Origin of the sequence: Barnesiella sp. (assembly GCF_022723415.1) — a bacterium.
In the GTDB taxonomy this organism is placed as follows: domain Bacteria; phylum Bacteroidota; class Bacteroidia; order Bacteroidales; family Barnesiellaceae; genus Barnesiella; species Barnesiella intestinihominis.
The window spans coordinates 1-22,870 of the sequence record NZ_JAIJHU010000043.1; the positions used below are offsets into that span (position 1 = coordinate 1).

17 protein-coding genes are annotated in these 22,870 nt (G+C 43.9%); 2 read left to right on the plus strand and 15 right to left on the minus strand.

Annotation, left to right across the window (positions count from 1 at the left end; genetic code table 11):
- Positions 1–81 precede the first annotated feature (81 nt).
- Positions 82–1,653 carry a coiled-coil domain-containing protein gene (locus tag QVD32_RS09425; protein WP_021892262.1) on the minus strand — a complete coding sequence of 524 codons (1,572 nt, stop codon included), beginning with the start codon at positions 1,651–1,653 and terminating at the stop codon, positions 82–84.
- 11 nt (positions 1,654–1,664) lie between these two features.
- Positions 1,665–4,646, minus strand: coding sequence for a PEP/pyruvate-binding domain-containing protein (locus tag QVD32_RS09430; RefSeq protein ID WP_046412645.1), 2,982 nt, complete (start codon positions 4,644–4,646; stop codon positions 1,665–1,667).
- A 172-nt stretch (positions 4,647–4,818) separates the two neighbouring features.
- Between QVD32_RS09430 and gdhA the strand changes: the two genes are divergently transcribed.
- Together gdhA and QVD32_RS09440 are read left to right on the plus strand one after the other, a co-directional pair.
- On the plus strand, positions 4,819–6,153 hold the full coding sequence (gdhA, locus tag QVD32_RS09435; RefSeq protein ID WP_021892260.1) for an NADP-specific glutamate dehydrogenase: 1,335 nt from the start codon (positions 4,819–4,821) through the stop codon (positions 6,151–6,153).
- Positions 6,154–6,296: 143 nt separating this feature from the next.
- Complete coding sequence (locus tag QVD32_RS09440) at positions 6,297–8,141, plus strand: glycoside hydrolase family 13 protein (protein WP_021892259.1); 1,845 nt, start codon at positions 6,297–6,299, stop codon at positions 8,139–8,141.
- A gap of 128 nt (positions 8,142–8,269) precedes the next feature.
- Here the strand turns inward: QVD32_RS09440 and QVD32_RS09445 are convergent, their stop codons facing one another.
- From QVD32_RS09445 to QVD32_RS09505, 13 genes are all read right to left on the minus strand, one after another.
- Positions 8,270–8,653, minus strand: a complete 384-nt coding sequence (locus QVD32_RS09445; protein WP_021892258.1) for a hypothetical protein — start codon at positions 8,651–8,653, stop codon at positions 8,270–8,272.
- 17 nt (positions 8,654–8,670) lie between these two features.
- Positions 8,671–9,531, minus strand: coding sequence for a DUF4296 domain-containing protein (locus QVD32_RS09450; RefSeq protein WP_021892257.1), 861 nt, complete (start codon positions 9,529–9,531; stop codon positions 8,671–8,673).
- A 4-nt stretch (positions 9,532–9,535) separates the two neighbouring features.
- Positions 9,536–10,165, minus strand: coding sequence for a lipoprotein signal peptidase (locus QVD32_RS09455; protein WP_021892256.1), 630 nt, complete (start codon positions 10,163–10,165; stop codon positions 9,536–9,538).
- Positions 10,166–10,346: 181 nt separating this feature from the next.
- Complete coding sequence (locus tag QVD32_RS09460; RefSeq protein ID WP_008860648.1) at positions 10,347–10,730, minus strand: TraR/DksA family transcriptional regulator; 384 nt, start codon at positions 10,728–10,730, stop codon at positions 10,347–10,349.
- Between the two features lie 108 nt (positions 10,731–10,838).
- On the minus strand, positions 10,839–14,276 hold the full coding sequence (gene ileS / locus QVD32_RS09465; protein WP_021892255.1) for an isoleucine--tRNA ligase: 3,438 nt from the start codon (positions 14,274–14,276) through the stop codon (positions 10,839–10,841).
- A 105-nt stretch (positions 14,277–14,381) separates the two neighbouring features.
- The gene (locus QVD32_RS09470) at positions 14,382–15,224 is read right to left on the minus strand and encodes a histidinol-phosphatase (protein WP_021892254.1); all 843 of its coding nucleotides are present in this window, start codon (positions 15,222–15,224) and stop codon (positions 14,382–14,384) included.
- Positions 15,225–15,239: 15 nt separating this feature from the next.
- Complete coding sequence (locus QVD32_RS09475) at positions 15,240–16,676, minus strand: carbon starvation CstA family protein (RefSeq protein ID WP_118687567.1); 1,437 nt, start codon at positions 16,674–16,676, stop codon at positions 15,240–15,242.
- 209 nt (positions 16,677–16,885) lie between these two features.
- Positions 16,886–17,278, minus strand: a complete 393-nt coding sequence (locus QVD32_RS09480) for a VOC family protein (protein ID WP_021892252.1) — start codon at positions 17,276–17,278, stop codon at positions 16,886–16,888.
- A 16-nt stretch (positions 17,279–17,294) separates the two neighbouring features.
- Complete coding sequence (locus QVD32_RS09485) at positions 17,295–18,002, minus strand: MBL fold metallo-hydrolase (protein WP_021892251.1); 708 nt, start codon at positions 18,000–18,002, stop codon at positions 17,295–17,297.
- A gap of 9 nt (positions 18,003–18,011) precedes the next feature.
- A complete protein-coding gene (locus tag QVD32_RS09490) occupies positions 18,012–19,598 on the minus strand; it encodes an NAD(P)/FAD-dependent oxidoreductase (RefSeq protein WP_021892250.1) in 1,587 nt (528 codons plus the stop codon).
- Between the two features lie 16 nt (positions 19,599–19,614).
- Positions 19,615–20,988: a DNA repair protein RadA gene (gene radA, locus QVD32_RS09495; protein ID WP_021892249.1), complete on the minus strand. Its 1,374-nt coding sequence runs from the start codon at positions 20,986–20,988 to the stop codon at positions 19,615–19,617.
- A gap of 5 nt (positions 20,989–20,993) precedes the next feature.
- Positions 20,994–21,749, minus strand: coding sequence for a TrmH family RNA methyltransferase (locus QVD32_RS09500; RefSeq protein WP_021892248.1), 756 nt, complete (start codon positions 21,747–21,749; stop codon positions 20,994–20,996).
- A 61-nt stretch (positions 21,750–21,810) separates the two neighbouring features.
- Complete coding sequence (locus QVD32_RS09505) at positions 21,811–22,806, minus strand: HU domain-containing protein (RefSeq protein WP_021892247.1); 996 nt, start codon at positions 22,804–22,806, stop codon at positions 21,811–21,813.
- Between the last annotated feature and the right edge of the window lie 64 nt (positions 22,807–22,870).

Genomic DNA, 22,870 nt, shown 5'->3' on the forward strand with positions numbered 1-22,870 from the left:
TCTCGGAATAAATTTAAAACAGCTTCTAAAAAAAAGAGTCCCATTCTCTAAACGGGACTCTTTCCATACATTACATTTATTTTACCAAAGAGACATTTGAGAGGAATCAACTTGCTGCGCTTTCTTTTGCTCCACAGCAGCCTGTTCTTCGGCTTCACGCTTCTTTTTCTCCTCTTCTTTCCGTTTTGCAATCATCTCGGGTGTATCGGGTCTGGTAGGAATTAACCAGTTATCATCGAATGAATCGAGACCCGGAAAATCGTCTTCCCCTGTGTTTGTATCAACACTCTTAGGGGGATTCTCCGTAACTTCCTTCGATTCCTCTACCGAAGTTTTTACATTGCTTTTTGTTTCACTTTCGTCCTGACGAACTTCAAAACTAATTACGGACGATGTGTCTTGTTTCTCTTCGACTGGCGTAACGGTTTCCGGCTCTTGTTTTTCATTCGTGTTTTTCACAAATTTCAAATTCTCTATCTGTGCTAATAGTTCTTGTCGTTGATTTCGCAATGCGGCTACCATTGCATTGGCATTTTCTAAATCGCTTTTCAGCGACTCAATTTCGTTTTTATTACCGACATTTCCCTGTGTCACAGCCTGTTCTAATTTTTCTTTTTGTTCTATCAGATCATTCAGTCGAGCTTGTAGTTGTTTGTTTTCTTCCTCCACGGATTGCAAGTTGTCTAAGAGTTGTGCTATTTTTTCATCTTTCGATGCTTTTATCTGCTCAAACTGTTGCAATTTAATTTCGACTTCATCTACTACCTTCAACCCATTCTGTGCTTCGGATAGCTGAATTTCAAGCTCTTTTATCTGCTTTAAGAGTTGTGAATTTTTATCTTCTCGTTGCATTAAGTCTTGTCGAGCTGCTTCCAACTGACTTGCAATCTCGGTCTCTTTATCTTTTGCCTGTGATAGTTCTTTGCGAGCCTGCTGTAAATCCATGCGAAGTTGCTCTACATCGGATATATTTTCTTTCTGTGTTTTAAGTTCGGCTCTTAACCTCTCAATTTCGGCAGAAGCTGCCTCCAATTCTTCTTGATGGACATTAGAGACTTTCAATTTATTCACCAAACTTTTATTTTCCAGTTCAAACTGCTCTTTTTCGGCTTCTAACGCAGCGATACGAGCTTCCAGCTCATGCACTTTTTCCGCCACCGCCCGTTTCTGTCGTTCGGCGCTTAATTGAGCACTTTGCATAGTATTACGCTGCTCTTCCAATTCTTTCATTTTTACCCGTGCCTCTTCCATTTCTTTCGTTAAATTGAGGTGTTCTGTTTTCCATTTCCGTGAAACGGATTCACGGGCACGCTCATTTACCGCACAGATAAATTCTTTAAACGGTTTATCTAATCGATCGAAGAGATATTTTTTCTCCGCTTCCTTATCCAGTGCGGCCAATATATAATCGGGAAGCGATTTGTTCAATAATTCTAACAATGTATCGAGCAGCGTATCGGGGAGTTGCAGTTCCTCCTCTTTGTCTTCTCCAACTCTCGAAGCAGACGGAGTAACGTCACTCTCATTATCCTGTCGCTCTTTTTCCCGAATACATGCATTCGTAATATTTTCAGCAGTATAAGGTTGAGCCTCGAATTCATCATCTTCGCCAGAAAACCCCAACGCTTTCATCGTTTTTCTAAATATAGACATAATTTTCTACCTTATTTATTTTCAATTTGTTCCACTCCGGGCTTTGTCACCAGACCTTTCCCTTTGCGTCCGTTTATCTCTATCAATACAGGAGCATCAAATTTAACAATTCTCAAAGATTCCGATTCGTACACAGCAGGGAGCTCATTCAGATAACTTTCATCGTAATAGCCATCGCCTGCAAATGTATTTACCGTAAAATAGCCAACACCAAACGAAGTCAAATTCTGAAAGAAATGCGTTCCCTGACTTGGTTCTATCCTATAATTATCAAGTGCGGACTCTACAATGAGACGGGCTGATGATATATGCGGCCATTTAACCGGAATTCCCAGTGAAGAGTCACTCGACCCCCATCGCCCGGGCCCCACCAAAATATAGTTTTCTTCCCGCTCGGTAAAGGTACGATTTATTTTCTCTATTTCACGTGCTATATTTACATTATTTGAGGACTTAAAACTCGATGATTTTACATAGACAATATGAGATACATTATCCATCACGCCGTGTCCCAACGCCGTATTGCTTTTAAGAATGGTTCTTTCGTCGGGTAAATCCATTACTTCGTCGCTAAGCATTTCCTTCATATCGACAATAGGCCTTATCTGCAACCAATAGACCGTACCGGGAGTATTACCCGGCCCTACAAGATTTCCCGCAAACTCTATTTCTACCGGCCGTCCCATTTCACGACTGCCAATGGTAAGCATAGAATCGAGAATAGAGGCTAACGGAAAGGCTTCATGTTGCAAGATATTGGCAAACGTAACGACTTTGCGCCCCCCATCATAATAACCGTCCCGGATCATCTGATCGACAGGATCGTAAGTAGAAACCATCAAACGAAGGGAATTGTCTTTCTCGGCATCACGAACGGAGAGTTTCAACAAATTGAAGCCATCGTCAATAGAGAAAGGTTTTTCACCTCTATTCATATCCAACGCATAGAATCGTGTTTGTGTATCTCTCAACGCCAAATCGAGTGTACTGGTTTGCAATACTTTATTGGGATGCCGTGGAGAGAATCGTAAACTGCGTCCTCCATCGACAATATATTTTCCTAACCCAATGGCCAAATCGACAACTCCATCTTCGGCCTTTTCGTCATTAATAGGATAATAGTTTATCGAACGCCCTACTCCTGCAAATGACGGATAATAACGATCGTTGTATTGCGTACCTACCACTTCCTGCAATATAATCGCCATCTTTTCTTGATCGATAACATTCGACGTAGCTGTCATATAGGCTTTACTATCGGCGTAAAAAACCGAGGCATAAACAGCTTTTATAGCATCTAACAGTAAGCGGAGCATCTCGTTCTTATCGTCCAACGAGGGTATCATATAGGTAGAATAGATACCGGCGAAAGGTTGATAGTGGGAATCTTCCAACAGACTCGACGAACGAACGGCAATGGGCTTACCCACCACATCGAAAAATGCCAAAAAATCGGGCTTTAATTCTTCGGGGAGCTTCGCTTTAAGAAAATGCTCCAAAATTTCTTCATCGGAAATATCGGAAAGAGCTATTTGATAGAGATTATTACTCTCCATAAAGGTATCGAATATATCGGTACACAAAACTACCGTTTTGGGAACGGTCACATTCACGCCTTCGATATTATCGAAAGTCGGATTTCTTTTTATCATGGCGTCGATAAACGCCAAGCCTCGTCCTTTCCCCCCCAAAGAACCATTACCGATACGAGCAAAATTGGAGTATTTGTCAAAACGGTCACGCTTGAAAATGGCAACTACTCCCCTATTCTTCATTTTTCTATACTGCACAATAGCGTCGAAAATGAGTTTACGAATCTCAGATATCTCACTCAAATCGGTAATTTGTCGAGGCTGCAAGGCTTCGGCCATAGGAAAAATAGCACGCGAATAGAGCCATCGGGATATGTGATTACGAGAGGCATGATAATAAAGAGAGTCGTCGGGAATAATATCTATATTGTCTTGTAAATCTTTTAGATTTTTTATTGTCACGATAGGCTCTCCCGTATTAGGATTGATGAATGTAAAATCACCGAAGCCGAAATTTTTCAATATCGTTTTTCTCAAATCGACCGGCAATTTCTTAGAATTTTTATCCAAGAATGAAGCGTTGAGCTTAATGGCTTCTTTTTGATTTTCGCGTTCGGAAGACTCGATAATAAGAGGCAAGTAAGGATCGCAAGAACGCACATAGGTGCAAAATTTTATTCCTGCTTTTTTATCTTTTTCGCCTGCCCTAACGAACGAAACATCGGATACGATACCTAGCATGTTTCCCGAATATTTTTCATATATCTGCATAGCTTCCTCATAAGTTCGTGCCAACATTACTTTGGGACGCCCCCGCATACGCAGCATTCGCTCGTGATCATTCAAGGCTTCGGTCGAAAATATTTGGGATTGCTTCAACACAAAATTATACAAATTAGGCAAAATGGAAGAATAGAACCGGATAGAGTCTTCTACCAATAGAATGAGTTGCACACCTACCGAAGTAATATCGACTTCGGCATTCATTTTATCTTCGATCAGCTTAATAATAGCCACTAACAAATCGACATTACCCAACCAACTGAACACGTAGTCCACCCCACTCAAATCTTCCTTTGCTATACGCCTTGAAACTTCGTGAGAAAAAGGGGTCAGAACGACAATAGGGATATAAGGGTAAAGACGTTTCATCGCCTTTGCCTGCGTAAAGGTCTCGGAACAATCGACTCCGGGCATAGTTATAATCAAGTCATAACGTTTCAAAGCCAATTCCTCGAAGGCTTCCTCATTGGTCGTTACCTGTTTCACCCGAGGAGGCGAACTCAGATTCAGAGAAACATATTCGAAGTAAATTTGTTCCTCCACCCGCCCGTCTTCTTCCATGATAAAAGCATCATATCGGCTCGCAACAAGTAAGACATTGAACACTCTTTTTTGCATTAAGTTAGCAAAAGAGGTATCTTTCAGATATAATTGGTTAATATTCGGTCGATTCATTATTTTTGTGTCGATTCCGGCTTTCAAATTGCCATTTTATTTTTTGCGATTTTATTGTTCAAAAGTAGTAAAAAAAATTTTTTTATCCATATAAATATGTACATTTGCGATAAGAGAAACGAGCATCTTCCAAAGAGATGCCCAACCAAGAATTTAACTTAATAATATCGCGACTATGAACATCGAGCACATCATGACATCATTGGCGGCAAAGCACCCCGGTGAGTCGGAGTATTTACAAGCGGTACACGAGGTGTTACTTTCCATAGAGGAAGTTTATAACCAACACCCCGAATTCGAAAAAGCCAAATTGATAGAAAGGCTTGTCGAACCCGACAGAATCATCACCTTCAAAGTGCCCTGGGTAGATGATAACGGCGAAATACAAGTAAACTTAGGATACCGGGTACAATTCAACAATGCCATAGGCCCGTACAAAGGAGGAATAAGATTCCATGCATCGGTAAATCTTTCCATATTGAAATTCCTCGGATTCGAACAAACATTCAAAAATGCACTGACCACTCTACCTATGGGTGGTGGAAAAGGTGGTTCGGATTTCAGCCCTCGTGGTAAATCAGATGCCGAAATCATGAGATTCTGCCAAGCATTCATGTTGGAATTGTGGCGTCATTTAGGCCCCGACACCGACGTGCCTGCGGGCGATATAGGCGTAGGAGGCCGTGAGGTCGGCTACATGTTCGGTATGTATAAAAAACTGACGCATGAGCACACCGGAACGTTTACCGGAAAAGGTCTCGAATTCGGAGGTTCCCTTGTTCGTCCCGAAGCAACCGGCTACGGTGGACTTTACTTCGTAAAACAAATGCTGGCAACCAAAGGAATAGACATCGCCGGAAAGAGAATCGCCATCAGCGGATTCGGCAACGTAGCATGGGGTGCGGCATCAAAAGCTACACAATTAGGAGCGAAAGTAGTCACCATTTCGGGACCTGACGGTTATGTATATGATCCAGACGGTATTTCAGGTGAAAAGATAGATTATATGCTCGAACTACGCGCATCGGGCGAAGATATAGTCGCACCTTATGCCGAAAAATACGGAGTACAATTCTTCCCCGGAAAACGCCCCTGGGAACAAAAAGTCGACATCGCTCTTCCTTGTGCTACACAAAACGAACTCGACGAAGAGGATGCCAAGAGGCTTATTGAAAACGGCGTTATCTGTGTGGGTGAAATCTCCAATATGGGTTGTCGTCCCGAAGCTATCGATTTATTTATCAAACATCGTATCATGTACGGACCGGGCAAGGCTGTCAATGCGGGCGGCGTAGCCACTTCGGGATTGGAAATGACACAGAACGCCATGCACATTTCATGGAGCGCCGAAGAAGTTGACCAACGTCTGCACCAAATCATGAGCGACATTCACACTCAATGTGTAAAATACGGAACCGAAGCGGACGGATACATCAACTATATGAAAGGAGCCAACATCGCAGGTTTCATGAAAGTAGCCAAAGCCATGATGGCACAAGGAGTCGTTTAAGATTTCGAATAATGCGAACATAATAGAGAAAGGGAGGAGATAAAGATTATCTCCTCCCTTTCTCTATTATAATGAAGTTGCCTACGAACCAAGTCTTGCATATAATTGTTTCTCCAACAGAAAAACCCATAAATGCCATACGTATGAAAAAGATATTCCTATCATTCCTGCTATTCTGCACCCTAAGCACAAGTTATGCAAAGATAGATATAGAACGAATCGACCCTCCATTCTGGTGGACCGGAATGCAAGACCGAGAGCTACAAATCATGTTATACGGGAAAAATATCGCCGACTGTAAAATTAAGATAGATTACCCGGGCGTAACCTTAACAAAAGCTGTCAGTCTGGACAGTAAAAATTATTTATTCCTTTATCTGAGTATCGCCCCTGAGACCCAACCCGGCAATTTCGATATTCAACTGAGCCGAAAACGAGAGAAACAAAATATCCCATACGCACTCAATGCAAGAACCATACAGGGAAAAAACCGGAAAGGATTCGACGCAACGGACGTACTTTATCTGATTATGCCAGACCGTTTCGCCGATGGCGACCCGTCTACAAACGTCATTCCGTCCATGCGATTTCCTTCACCCGTAAATCGGAACAATCCCGATGCCCGGCATGGAGGGGACTTAAAAGGTATCGCCGAGCACTTGGACTATATCGAAGACTTGGGCGTAACGGCCATTTGGCTGAATCCGGTTCTCGAAAACGATATGCCCGGAGGGTCGTATCATGGATATGCAACAACCGATTATTATCGGGTCGATCCTCGGTTCGGGACAAACATGTATTACCGGGATTTGATAACCGAATGCCATAACCGGGGTATGAAAGTCGTCATGGATATGATATTCAACCATTGCGGAGACCAACATATCTGGTTCTTGGACCGACCATCGCACGATTGGTTCAACTTCCCCGACGGTTATCGACAAACGTCCTACCGTCTTACTCCCCACTTCGATCCTTACGTATCGGAATATGACAAAAGCATGACCGTAGAAGGTTGGTTCGTAGAGAGCATGCCAGACTTGAACCAGCACAATCCGCATTTAATGAAATATCTGACTCAGAATAGTATCTGGTGGATAGAATTTTCGGGAATCGACGGCATACGTATGGATACTCACCCGTATGTGTTTTTCGATTCCATGTCCGAATGGTGTGCCGCCATCAACCGGGAATACCCTAATTTCAACATCGTGGGAGAATGCTGGTACGGAACCGAAACCGGTTCGGCCTATTGGCAACGGAACAGCATTTTGGATACGTCACGTAACTCCCACTTGAAAAGCGTTATGGATTTTCCGCTACAAGGTATAACCCGTGATGCGTTTACTTCGCAAACCGACAGTTGGGGCGGGCTGAATCTGATCTACGACCACCTTGCACTCGACTTCATGTTTGCCGACCCAATGAATGTACTTAACTTCCTCGACAACCACGACACCGATCGTTTTCTGTTGTCCGAACCCTCCCACTTGGGCTTTTACAAACAAGCCATCGCATTCCTATTGACAACCCGTGGAATTCCCCAAATCTATTACGGGACAGAAATTCTAATGCACGGGAGCAAGCAAAAGACCGACGGATTGGTCCGCCTCGATTTTCCGGGAGGATTTCCGGGCGATACGATTAACGATTTCTTATCCCAAGACCGCACTCCCCTGCAAAACGAAGCCTTCGACTTTTGCAGGACTCTCTTGAAATGGAGACAAAACAATCCCTGTCTGTCACACGGGGAGATGATGCACTTCATGCCGAACAACGGATTGTATGTATATCGCCGCAGCTACGAAGGGAAAAATGTGTTGGTTATCATGAACGGGAACGACTCTCCACTGACGGTCGACATGAGCCGTTATAACGAGATTTTATCGGAAGTACAATCCGCCCATGATATTATTACACACCGACAGATCGAGTTCTCCCCCATTATGGAGTTTCCCCCAAGAGCTTTATATATCTTAGAGTATTAACCGGGCGAAACCGAGAACGACATCAAGCGATATTTTCCCTATCTTCGATAATCATTGGAATCGGGAAAAGGTTGAATACTTTTTCTCACCAGCTAAAACATAATCATGCTGATAAAACAAGAGTCTGTTCAGAGTACTTTCACCAACGTGAGTTCGTCGTCTCTTAACCGAGCTGTCGCCCAATTTATCGATGTGACAGTATACAGACTGCAAGGGGCGATGTCGTCGGCCATATTACGAAGATAGATGGGATTATGAATAATAGCCTCTCCTACCGTGAGCAAAGGATTGCCGGAGAGCTGTTCCCGCAATATGCGACAGAACTCCTCTTTTTCCTGTTCGAAACCGGGCGACACGACAAACAACACACCTTCACAAAAGGTAGTCAAGGATACTTCTCGCTGAAACGGCAATATATTATCAACTTTATTGTCGAAAGTGAGATAGAGAATGTGTTTATTGAGCAACGACCGCCTATAACACAACTGATGCGAAAAGAATCCTTTCTTCATAATCCAATGATCTTCTCTTATGAACCTAACTTTTTTAATTTGGTAACCCGTTTTGCAACGGCTTTCTTAGATTCGCCACTTACGACCGACTGCTCTGGCATATACACCTGATTATTCACATCGAGAATACGATCGTTATAGTGCTTACGAATCAACATCAAACTATCGATATATACCTTCTCCCGAACCGATTGCTCCGGAAGAACGATATATCCGTAAAGACGGGACAACGCCGTAACAGAATCGGATTGTAACGGCAAAGAGAACCACCCTCCCTTATCTATATCGATTCTGTTGTATGCCACCCCATTATCGGTATGACGTACGGCCATATATACTTGCGGGTTCACGCTTAATTTAGGTAGCATGACGACTTTAAATTTCAACTCGAAATAATCGCGAGTACGGAAGTTTTCATCGGGAGCGATATCGAACGCTAACAAATTGGTAGATAACCGGGAGTCGAAGATATGGCTCCGCCTTTGTTTCCATACATCTACACTATCGCCCGGCTGCGACATCGTTTGGGAATTTTCTTCTGCTAACAGTTTTTTGGCCTCCTCATTTTCGGCTTTCAATCGTTCCACCACACGATCGTATATTTTCATATAGGTTTCAATATGATGCCCATACCATACAAGAGTCGTGTCGAACTGTTCCCGAGTGACTCCATGCCGCAAAAATACGGCTTCTCTTATTTTTTTCTTATCGGCATTGTTGTTATAGATATTATAGTTCGATTCTATGACAGCTTCGGATTTGTGTATATCGACTAACAAATCCTCCATATCTTTCTCACTAATGACATAATCCGGAGTACGGCTGCCACATGCCGACAAACATAAAACCAACCATATGATCCATATCGGATTTTTCATAAAGCTATTCGGATTTCTCAACTTGTTTATTTTCGGAAGAGAGATAACGATGATAAAAGAGAATCATACAAACCACTCCGACCGAAATCGCCGAATCGGCAATATTGAATACCGGACGGAAAAACTCGAACCGCTCACCTCCTATCCACGGTATCCAATCGGGCCAATAAAAACTGAACAGAGGGAAATAGAGCATATCCACAACTCGCCCATAGAATAGCCCAGCATACCCGTCTCCCGGCACAAAAGAAGCTACCAAAGGGGGAACAGGATCGTTAAACATCAATCCATAGAACAGGCAGTCTACAATATTTCCCGCAGCTCCCGCTATAATCAAAGCCAAGCAAACGATGAATCCCGTAGCGACTTGGGGACGATTCTTAATTTTCAGCATCCACCACGACAGAAAAACAACGGCAACAATACGGAACAGAGACAAGAATAGCTTGCTTCCCACTTCCATGCCGAAGGCCATACCGTTATTTTCGATAAACGCTATATAAAACCAATCGGTCACTCGTATAGATTCACCGATATACATGTGAGTTTTCACCCATATCTTCACGGCTTGGTCGACAATGAGTACAAGAACAATCGTAATAAGAGCAACCTGCCCTCTGGTCAATTTCTTCATATCCAAAATAAAAAGATTCTCACTTTTTCCTATTTCAAAAAGATTCGACCTTCGTGCTTTCTATCCAAAGAACAGCCCCCGAAGGTCGAATTTTAATATCACTTTTCAACAAGTTTCATAAAAACTGCCAATCCACTCTACCTGTTTCCACAAAGAACAGATTGATATGGATACCGGCAAACTATTTTCTTTTTCCATCTTCCTTCGCGTCAATTCCCAAAGTCGCATGAGGGACAGCACGAAGTCTCTCTTTCGGAATCAGCTTACCGGTCTCCCGACAAATCCCGTATGTTTTATTTTCTATGCGTACAAGAGCAGCCTGCAAGTGCTGAATAAACTTCATCTGCCGTTGCGCCAATTGTCCTGCCTCTTCTTTGGAGAGAGTGCTAGCACCTTCTTCCAACACCTTAAATGTAGGCGATGTATCGGTAACATCATTGCCATCGGTATTCATAATCGAGGCTTTCAACAAATCATAATCACGATATGCTTTTTCGAGCTTTTCATTAATAATCTGCCGAAATTCTTCAAGTTCAGCATCGGAATAACGTGTTTTTTCACTCATAATTATTGCTACTTAAAATTCCACATTCAATTATTCAAAGAACCGACCACAAACGGAAATTGTTCTATATCCGGTCAAATATAACAGAAATATCCCTACGGACCTCCATTATTTCATGGATTTAACAATTCTGATATTCACCTTAAACGTATCGAAGTCCAGCTCGGTGACTGCTTCTCCGGAAAGAGCTCCCAATATCTCAAACGTATTGGCCAAGACCTGTCGAGACATATAGTCGCGATATTCCTCCACAACCAAATCGGTCTCCCCGTTCGAAGCGATATATACATCGATTTTATCCGTAATATCGAAGCCCGAAGTTTTACGAATATTCTGTATACGGTTCACCAGCTCGCGGGCAATACCTTCGCGGCGCAATTCGTCGGTCACCGTAATGTCGAGAGCTACCGTAAGATTACCTTCGTTAGCAACCAACCACCCCGGAATATCCTCAGAGATAATTTCTACATCGCTCGCTTCGATAGTAGCTTGTTGCCCATCTATCTCAAAAGTAAAAGTTCCGTTCTTTTCAAATTCGATAATATCCGGTTGCGACATAGAGGCTATCGTAGCTGCCAACTGTTTCATAATCTTTCCATAACGCGGACCGAGCTTTTTGAAATCGGGTTTGACCCGTTTTACCAATATACCTGCCGCATTATCGACAAACTTCATTTCTTTCACATTCACTTCACTCAGAATCAAATCTTTCACGGCTTCGATATGAGTCTGTTGCTCTTTATTCAATACCGGAATCATCAAGGTCGTGAGCGGCTGGCGTACTTTGATATTCACTTTACGACGTAAAGCCAATACCATCGAAGTCATAGTCTGAGCAATCTGCATACGCTCTTCGAGAGCCAAATCGATATAATCGTTGCAACTTACCGAGAAATCGGCCAAATGTACCGATCGAGTATCTCGTCCAGTTGCCGCAGTAAGGTCTGTATAGAGCCGATCGGCATAGAAAGGTGCAATAGGAGCCATGAGCTTGGCAACTGTTTCGAGGCAAGTATAAAGCGTTTGATATGCCGACAATTTATCTTCCGTCATCGTTCCGCCCCAGAAGCGTTTACGGTTCAACCGAACATACCAGTTACTGAGATTGTCATTTACAAAATCCGATATAGCCCGCCCTGCACGAGTAGGCTCGTAAGCGGCAAACTGTTCGTCGACTTCTTTAATCAAAGAGTTCAAAAGAGAGATAATCCAACGGTCTATTTCAGGCCGTTTTTCCATCGGAACCTCGGGTTCACTGAATGTGAAACCGTCTACATTGGCATACAAAGCGAAGAAAGAATAGGTATTATACAACGTTCCAAAGAACTTGCGACGAACTTCCTCCACACCTTCCAAATCGAATTTGAGGTTATCCCACGGCGAAGAATTGGTAATCATATACCAACGCAACGGATCGGAACCATACTTTTCGATCGTACTGAACGGATCGACAGCGTTACCCAATCGTTTGGACATCTTGTTTCCGTTCTTATCCAAAACAAGTCCGTTCGAAACAACTGCTTTATAGGCCACGCTATCGAAAACCATCGAGGCGATGGCATGCAACGTGAAGAACCACCCTCTCGTTTGGTCTACACCTTCGGCGATAAAATCGGCAGGATATACTTCCCGCTTGTCAAATACTTCTTTATTCTCGAAAGGATAGTGTATCTGCGCATAAGGCATAGCACCCGAATCGAACCAAACATCGATGAGGTCGCTCTCTCTTTTCATGGGTTTTCCCGAAGGGGAAACCAACACGATATCATCTACATACGGGCGATGTAAATCTATCTTATCGTAATTTTCAGCCGTATATTCGCCGGGGACAAAACCCTGTTTCTTATAAGGATTCTCATTCATCAATCCGGCAGTAATAGATTTCTCTATCTCATTATACAATTCTTCGACCGAACCAATACAAATCTCTTCACTCCCGTCTTCGGTACGCCAAATAGGTAACGGAGTTCCCCAATAACGGCTACGGGAAAGATTCCAATCTTGCAAATTTTCGAGCCACTTCCCGAAACGTCCCGACCCAGTAGACTGCGGTTTCCAATTTATCGTGTTGTTGAGTTCTATCATGCGATCACGGCAAGCCGTCGTACGAATGAACCAACTATCGAGCGGATAATAAAGCACAGGCTTATCGGTACGCCAACAGTGCGGATAACTATGTACATGTTTCTCGATTTTAAATACTTTGTTCGTTTGCTTCAACAAAACGCAAATATCGATATCGAGCGTGGCATCATCGGCCGTAAGTGCGGCATCATAAGCATTTTTTACATAACGGCCGGCATATTCGCCATAAGCTGCCACATCTATGTTCTGCTTAACGAAATCAGGTTCGAGGTCTTCTATCAGATAGAATTTACCGGTCATATCGACCATAGGACGGCGATTGCCGTCTTTATCGAGCATCATCAAAGGAGGAATACCGTTGGCCTTGGCTACACGATCGTCGTCTGCACCGAATGTAGGCGCGATATGCACGATACCGGTTGTACCTTCTTCGGTTGTCACGAAATCACCGGTAATAACCCGGAAAGCTCCTTCTCCCGGATTTACCCACGGCAACAGTTGTTCATACTCCATTCCGGCCAAATCGTTACCTTTATATTCTGCAACGACTTTCCACGGAATGAGTTTGTCTCCGGGCTTGTAATCTTCCAACGAAAGCCCCTCGGCTTTCGGATTGAATAGAGTCCGCACGAGAACTTTCGCCACTATTACACTAATGGGTACACCGGTATAAGGATTATAGCTCTGTACAAGATTGTAATCGATATTCGGGCCTACGCAAAGAGCCGTATTGGAAGGCAACGTCCACGGAGTAGTGGTCCATGCCAAGAAATAGGGTTCTCCGAAAGCGGTCATTTCCGTACGCGGATTCTTAATCTTGAATTGCGCTATACAAGTCGTGTCCTTCACATCACGATAACAACCGGGTTGGTTCAACTCATGTGAACTCAATCCCGTACCTGCTGCCGGAGAATAAGGTTGAATGGTATATCCTTTATAAAGATAATTTTTATTATACAACTGTTTGAGCAGCCACCACAAAGTCTCGATATAACGATTGTCATACGTGATATAGGGGTTCTTCATATCTACCCAATACCCCATACGGTGTGTCAAGTCTTCCCATTCGCGGGTAAATTTCATTACGTCTTTACGACAAGTCGCATTATAATCGGCCACAGAAATGGTTTTACCGATGTCTTCTTTGGTGATACCCAAAGCCTTTTCAACCCCAAGTTCAACGGGCAATCCATGGGTATCCCACCCGGCTTTACGCTTCACATGAAATCCCTTCATGGTTTTGTACCGGCAGAATATATCTTTAATGGAACGAGCCATCACATGGTGAATGCCCGGCATACCATTGGCCGAAGGCGGACCTTCGTAAAATACGAATGAAGGACACCCTTCGCGCGTTTCCAAACTTTGATGAAAAAGATCTTGCTTATCCCATTGATTCAAAACCTCTTTATTGATTTCCGAGAGGTCGAAACGAGAATATTCGGTGAATTTCTTGCCCATATATTTCTTAAATAATCTTTGCGTAAAAATCGGCACGAAGATACAAAAAAAGCTGTAACTAAGAAAGAAACAATTACATTATTACAGAAAGGAAACGAACGGAATTTAATCCTCAATAGGAACGTCGACCCAATTACCTTTACAAAATTGCCAGACATTGGTGTACCCGGCTTGTGCCAAAGCGTACAATGCCTCTATCCGGCCGGCATTTATTTTCTCGGGATAATGGGCATCCGAATTAACGACTACCCGAATTCCCAAATCATTCATCAACTCGAAATAATCATGATTCGGATAAAAACGACCACGAGTCTCCCAAGCCTTCGTATTGACTTCGACCAATAAATTTCGAGAAGCGACTTCTTCAAGATAGTCTGTCACCCATTTTTTATACCACGATTCACGATCCAATCCCGGACAATAGAGAGAGGCATTCAATCCTATTTTATCCAAATGTCCCAAAAAGTCGAAGCCCCCCAGCTCGATCATACGAAAGGAACTACGATAAAATCGGTGAACTACCTCTTTAACATCTCCATCGAAATACATATCCACATAGTTCCGAAATCGTTCCGGTGATCCATCTGTATCGACAGGCGTACCATCGGGCGCAACGATATAGTGTACAGACCCGATACGATAATCGAGAGGAAGGGATTGAAAATAGTCGATAGAAGGATTGAACGAATCGTCTAAGAAATCTATTTCAAGACCTATATATAAATCTATCTCGGAGGAATACAGTTGCTTCAAACGACGAAATTCTTCCAAATAGGCCGTCATTTTCTCTTTTTGCATATTACAACCATTCTGTACAGGAAATGGAGCATGAGAGGAAACACCGTATGAAGAAAACCCTTCTTTCACAGCCTCCCGTACAAAAAGTTCCATAGGGGCATGCCCATCACAAAAATCGCAATGAGAATGATAGTTAGTCAAATTATTCATAACGACACTAATCGATTATTTCTTTATAGCCCCCCTCTTCGATAGAGTACGGAGAAACCGGATAAACAAAAATGACAATAACAACGTAACGAAGACGGCTATGCCCAGCGAAACCGAATAGGACAATCGAAACCCTTCCTGAGCAAAAAATATGTAAGTAACCGTCACCATCGTCATAAACAGCGCCGGAATCAAAGTGAGCCAATAACATTTATGTTCCTTAGCCAACCAAACAGTCAATGCCCACAATGTAAACACAGCCAAAGTTTGATTACACCATGCAAAATAGCGCCAAAGCACTTCGAAATCGATCATCATCACGAGCCATGCAAGAATAAAAATCGGAATAGAAACCAATAGTCTATTTCGGATTTTCTTTTGAGGAATATGCAAAAAATCGGCAGCAATCAAACGCGCCGACCGGAGCGCAGTATCGCCCGAGGTTATCGGCGCCGCAATGACACCGAGCATAGCCAAAATTCCACCGAAAGTTCCTAACCAGCCCACCGATATATCATTGACTAAAATAGCCGGAGTTTTCCCTTTCAAGAACTCAGAAAGTGCATCGAATGACCCATTGAAAAAGGCAATCGCCGCAGCCGCCCAAATTAAAGCGACAATACCCTCGACAACCATTGCCCCATAGAATACCCGACGTCCCATTTTTTCATTTTTCAGACAACGAGCCATCATCGGAGATTGTGTAGCATGAAAACCAGAAATAGCACCACAAGCTATCGAAATAAACATCATAGGAAATATGGGATTTACATCAGAGTCCGGTCGTGTATAACCTATCGCTTCGTGAAATTCCGGTAAACTGTCTGGACGCAAAAACAAAGATATCATAATCCCGATCGCCATAAACAGCAAAGCAAATCCAAATAAAGGATAAAGCCGCCCTATCAGTTTATCGATAGGAAGCAACGTAGCCAATATATAATACCCGAATATAATAGCAATCCACATGGTCGTGGTCGTATTTTCCCCCGTAAGTAAATCGAGTAGATTAGCCGGATTTACGACAAACACAGCCCCTACCAATATCATTAAAAGCAGAGAGAAAATCCGCATGACCTGCTTAACTCCCGACCCCAGTTCATCGCCGACCAACTCGGGCAGGCTAGCCCCATTCCGACGAACCGAAAGCATACCCGACAGATAATCATGCACAGCTCCACCGAATATAGTCCCGAACACAATCCACAAATAGGCCGAAGGCCCGTAAAGGATACCCATAATGGCTCCGAAAATAGGCCCCAACCCAGCTATATTCAAAAATTGTATGAGAAAAACTTTCCATGTCGGCATAGGAATATAATCGATACCGTCTGTCGAGGTATAGGCAGGTGTCTGCCTCCCCGGATTAACCCCAAAAACTTTTTCAACCAAAGCACCGTAAACGAAGTATCCGGCAACTAACAGCAACAAAGCAATGCAAAATGTGATCATACCAAACTCTTATGTAAATTCATGGTCTTGACAAACTAACTTCAATGAAAATCAATTACCCGATTCATCTAAGCTATTTATCCAATCGAACAAATTTCCATACCATCTTATGTAATGGAATGTTACAAAGGTAAAATCTTTTTGCCATTCTATCAACTCAATTAAAAAAAAGCTGCATCCTTACGTCAAGAAATGCAGCTTTTCACTATTTATAAAGCAATACCCTCTTTGGCTGGAAGTATCTCAATCCAATAGTCGTCTGGATCGTGAATAAAATAGAGTCCCATAACTTCATTCTCAAAGCATACGCATCCCATTTCTTTATGATAGGCTCTCACTTTATTATAATCGCCCGATACCCGCACACACAAGTGACTTTCGTTTTCGCCTAACTCGTATACATCTTTATGGTCTCTCAGCCAAGTGAGTTCCAACAAAAACGGAGAAACTCCATCTGTAAGATACACCAATACAAAAGAACCATCGGCAGCCTCTTTTCTACGAACTTCGGTAAAACCTAATGCCTTCGAATAAAATTCTATACTGCGATTTAAATCTGTTACATTCACATTAAAATGGTCAAATTTTGCTTTTACTTCCATGATTTATAAGCATTTATTATATAATTACTGAATCTCTCGTACTACTTAATAAAACAAATTCTGTACCGTATCGCTTCGCTATCGGAGCAAAGGATTCGGCTTTACGCACTGCCGGATAAAAGTGCATAGGGACAAACATACCTACATTAAATTCCCCGACAAACTGCTCTGCACCTCTCATATAATCCTTTCCCAATCGGGCATCGACCGGAAACATCGCCACATCGATAGACTTAATAGCCCGCTTCATATAATACAATTCCGATAAATAAGCAGTTTCAGCTTCCCGCACCTCTTCTTCGGTAGATTCGTCACGCCAATGCCAATTGTTTAAATCCCCAGCATGAAAAATTGTTTTACCCTCGGCTGTTACCAAATAGGACACCCCCATATCGGTGGAGCCGAATGCATTCACCCGTAATCGGTCATCTTCATAACTTTCTCCCCGATCGAGATACACGATATTCGGCAACCCCGAAAGCTCGTCCAACGAGGACATTTCGCAAGGGAAAATATAATGTATATTGGTTTTCAAATTTTTCCAAGTCAGTATTTCGGGATTATAATGGTCGCGATGTTCGTGGGATACCAAAACATACATAGGCTGCCGCCTACGCAAAGCCTTCTCTATGATATTTTCACCTCCTCGATAATAATCGAATATGATTGAAAAATCCTCGGCTTCGATCAAAAACCCGCTATGAAAAAGATAAATCAGCCTCATATATTCGTTTTAAACAGAACGATCGAAAGACGACGATTGTTTAATTTGCATAGCCAGAGCTTCGGCACAACGTTCCCCATCGATAGCAGCCGAAACAATTCCTCCCGCATAACCAGCTCCCTCGCCGCATGGGTAAAATCCCCGCAAACGAATATGAGTCATCGACTCTCTATCACGTGGTATTCGTACAGGAGAAGAGGTGCGAGTTTCCACCCCTATCATCACGGCTTCCCGGGTGAGGAATCCATGAGATACTTTCCCAAAATATTTGAATCCTTCCTGCAACCGGGCGGCGATAAAATCGGGTAACCAGAAATGCAACGGCGAAGCGATGAGTCCCGGTGAATAAGAGGAGCGAGGCAAATCGAACGAATTGCGACGATTGACAAAATCGGTCATGCGCTGGGCAGGAGCCGTCTGTTTGCAGTTCCCGTTCAAATAGCACTGCCGTTCGAGATCCTCCTGAAATTTTATCCCCGCCAAAACTCCAAACATAGAAAACCGGGCTCCGAAATCCTCCGGCTGCAACTCCACAACCATACCCGAGTTGGCCCATACCGAACCCCTATTCGACGGGGACATACCGTTTACAACAATTTGTTCGGGACCACTGGCTGCCGGGACTACAAATCCGCCGGGGCACATGCAGAACGAATAGACGCCTCGCCCTTTCACCTGCGTGACAAAGCTATATTTGGCAGCCGGAAGATATTTCCCCCGACCTTCGGGATTGTGGTATTGAATGGAATCTATCAACTGTTGCGGGTGTTCCAATCTCACACCTACGGCAATACCTTTGGATTCCAACTCCACCCCGTTCTCGTGCAACATATAATAAACATCGCGAGCCGAATGCCCCGTTGCCAAAATAACAGGGCCGGTAAATTCACGACCATCGGCTGTAACGATTCCACACACCTCATCGCCATCGATAATCAAACGCTCCATTCGGGTCTCGAAATGTACCGCACCACCCGATTCGATAATACGATTCCGCATGCGCTCGATTACCCTCGGCAACTTGTCGGTCCCGATGTGAGGGTGAGCATCAGAAAGGATTGAAACCGATGCCCCGTGCTGACAAAAAATTTGAAGAATACGCTCGACACTTCCCCGCTTCTTGCTGCGAGTATAGAGTTTACCGTCGGAAAACGCTCCGGCTCCCCCCTCTCCAAAACTATAATTCGACTCCGGGTCGACTCTCTGTTCCCGACTGATAAGAGCTATATCCTTGCGACGGTCATGCACGTTTTTCCCTCGTTCGACAACGACCGGACAAATACCTAACTCAATCAGACGCAATGCCGCGAAAAGCCCCGCCGGCCCAGCCCCCACGACAATCGCCCGAGGCTTACCCGAAACATCGCCATACTCGATACGGGGGAACTCGTCGTCTTGCGGGAATTCGTCGATGTATACCCGCACTTTCAAATTCACCATGACCGTGCGCTGACGGGCATCTATCGAGCGTTTCAATACCCTCACAGACTTTATCGATCGTATATCCATACTCTGCTCCCGAGCCACATATGCTGCTATGCTTTGTTCCGAAGCTGCTTGTTCGGGCAGAATTCTTAACTGCAATTCTCGAATCATATTCTCTATATCCTATTTATCCGAACAGTTGCCGGAAGGCCTCCTCGACCTTACGGACAGCAACTAATTCTATCGCCAATCGGGAAGTATCAAAGCCTTTCAGATTATTTTGAGGTATAAGCATACGTTTAAAACCTAATTTTTCGGCTTCAAGAATGCGTTGTTCTATCCGATTGACCGGGCGTATCTCTCCCGAAAGCCCAACTTCGCCGGTCATACAAGTTCCTGCCTCAATCGCCATATCCATATTGGAAGAAAGTATCGCGCTGATTACGGCCAAATCCATCGCGGGGTCATTAACTTTTATGCCTCCGGCAATATTGAGAAAAACGTCTTTTTGTGCCAATTTGAACCCGACCCTCTTTTCCAAAACGGCAAGTAACATATTCATTCGCCGCAGGTCGAATCCTGTCGCCGACCGTTGCGGCGTACCGTAAGCAGCCGTACTGACCAACGCCTGTGTCTCGATAAGGAAAGGGCGTATACCCTCTATCGTAACAGCAATGGCAACACCGCTCAAACCTTCGTGATTTTGAGTCAATAACATTTCCGACGGGTTGCTCACCTCACGTAACCCGCTTTGCCTCATCTCGTAAATACCCAATTCAGAAGTGCTTCCGAACCGATTTTTTATCGAGCGAAGAATACGGTATAAATAGTGTCGATCTCCCTCGAACTGCAATACTGTATCGACAATGTGCTCCAACACTTTCGGCCCGGCAATGCTGCCTTCTTTGTTAATGTGGCCTACGAGAAGAACCGGCGTATTGGTCTGTTTCGCAAATTTGAGCAACGAGGCGGCGCACTCCCTCACCTGTCCCACACTACCCGGTGAAGACTCCATCGCACTGGTAGCAATCGTCTGTATGGAATCGATAACGACAATATCGGGAGCGACATTACGAATATGCACGAATATATCTTCGAGCGATGTCTCGCACACGATATAACAGTCGGGAGCGTTCCCGCCTATTCGCTCGGCTCTCAATTTCAATTGTCTTGCGCTTTCCTCCCCCGATACATATAATACCTTCTGTCCTTTTAGAGCAAGTACAGTTTGTAGGATCAACGTCGATTTACCGATACCGGGCTCACCGCCTATCAGCACCAATGATCCCCGCACAAGACCACCACCCAATACTCGGTTTAATTCGCCGTTTCCCAAATCGATTCGCGACTCTTCCGTGATCTGAATATCGTCTATCCGTTGAGGACGTACTTTACTCTGTTCCATCGTGCCGAACTCGCCCCGACCACCGGCCGCGGATTTCGTGCTCACTACCTCTTCCACATAGGTATTCCACTCGCCACAAACGGGACAACGTCCTATCCACTTGGGCGACTCTGCCCCACAGTTATTGCAAAAGTAAACCGATTTTGTCTTTGCCATACTATTTATACTATTTGCCTCCTACGAAACTCAGCACATGTGATCGCTGCTGCAACCGCCACATTGAGCGACTCGGAAGTAGGCTGCCCGACCGGATAATTAGGAATATACAGCCTTTTCCCAATATAAGGTTCCAACTTGACCGATATACCATTTCCTTCGTTCCCCATCACAATTACCCCCGATTTCGTCAAAGAGGTATGATAAATATCCTCCCCATCGAGAAATGTACCATACACGACCGACGAATCCACCTGAGAGAGAAAATCGGGTAACGACCTATAATAAACTTTTACCCGAGCCAATGCCCCCATAGTGGCTTGCACAACCTTAGGGTTATAAAGATCGGCGGTATCGGGGGAACAAACGATATGGCGAATACCGAACCAATCGGCCAAGCGAACGATAGTTCCCAAATTGCCGGGATCTTGCACCGTATCCAAAGCCAACACCAACTCCTTTTTCAGAGTCTCGATATTTAAATGATATTCGGGTATGCGATATACAGCCAAAACATCGGGCGGCGTAACGAGCTGAGAAACTTTCGACATCTCTTGTTCGTCGACTTCCTGTATCTTAGACAACGATTCGTGAGCGTGCGAAACAATCCAAGACGGAGTAGCCAATATCAAATCACACTCGAAAACCGACAGTGTGTCTTCCACGAGTTTATTACCTTCGGCAATAAAACAGCCCTCCTCTCTCCGTCCTTTCTTTCGAGCTAACGATTGTATGCGTTTAATTTGATTTTTACTAAGCATTCTTATCCGGTAATTCGAAACTAAAACAAGATTTTTCTCCCGAGGTAACCCAAAGGCTCTCTTAGTTTCCCGCCCTCATAATCCATGCATTCGCAAAAAGAGGCTGCTCCTGTACCAAACGAGAATGGTATCGACGAGCTTCATCAAAATCATCGAACGATGCTACATAGAGTCGTGATTTACGTGCCGTCTCATAAATCTGTAAATCGGCAGAAACGCCCTGTCGGTGAAAACACTCGATTTGCTTCTCAGCCATCTGTTTTGACGGAAGCGAAGCCACTATAATATAGTAGGTATTTCTCGCTGTTTCGATATCGTGTATAGCGGTTTCCAAAACATTTTCTTCCCCCGCGGCAATCGTATCGGGCATTTCATCGATTCCCAAAACGGATTCAAAATCATTAACGACAGCTTCGTCGGTCGTAGTATCCGCCTGACCGAATAACTCGGCAGACAATAATCCGGCATAATTGGCAGTGGTATCGGGTGTATTGATTGGCTTAGAAAGCATTAATAAAAACACAATTATTGCCGCTGCTACTGCTGCCGCACGCACCGTACGACGATGAAACGATATATATACACGGTCACGAACTTTTTCGGCTTCAACCGTCGGTATCTCCCTATCTTCCGCATCTTCCTCACGAGGAGTTATTTCCAATAGGGAGAAACCGAAGCGGGGATTCTCGATAGAATTATTTTCCTGTGGCTGAAAACACACGTTACCATCGACTAAGACCAATCGTCCCAACCGCCCGAAACCATAATCGCCACCTTGCTCCAAGTGTTTATAAACAGATTCGACCTCTTCGGCAATAGCCTCAACCGCCTCGTTCCAAGAAATAAAACCGGCACGCATAACCGAACGAACCAATAACCCGGAATCTCCCGTCGCAACGGATTCAAATGCGACTTTTCTCACAGGTGGGAGAAACGATGTACCGCCCGATTGTATCTTCGCTTCGTCACAGAGAACTGTAAAACGGCCCAAACCGGGTATAAAAACATCATCGTTATGCAACAATAAATACTCAATATGGCGTACCAATCCAATCATACAACAAAGGTATATATTTTCTTTTGCCGGTACAACAAAACGAATAAAAATCTCTCTTTATTCT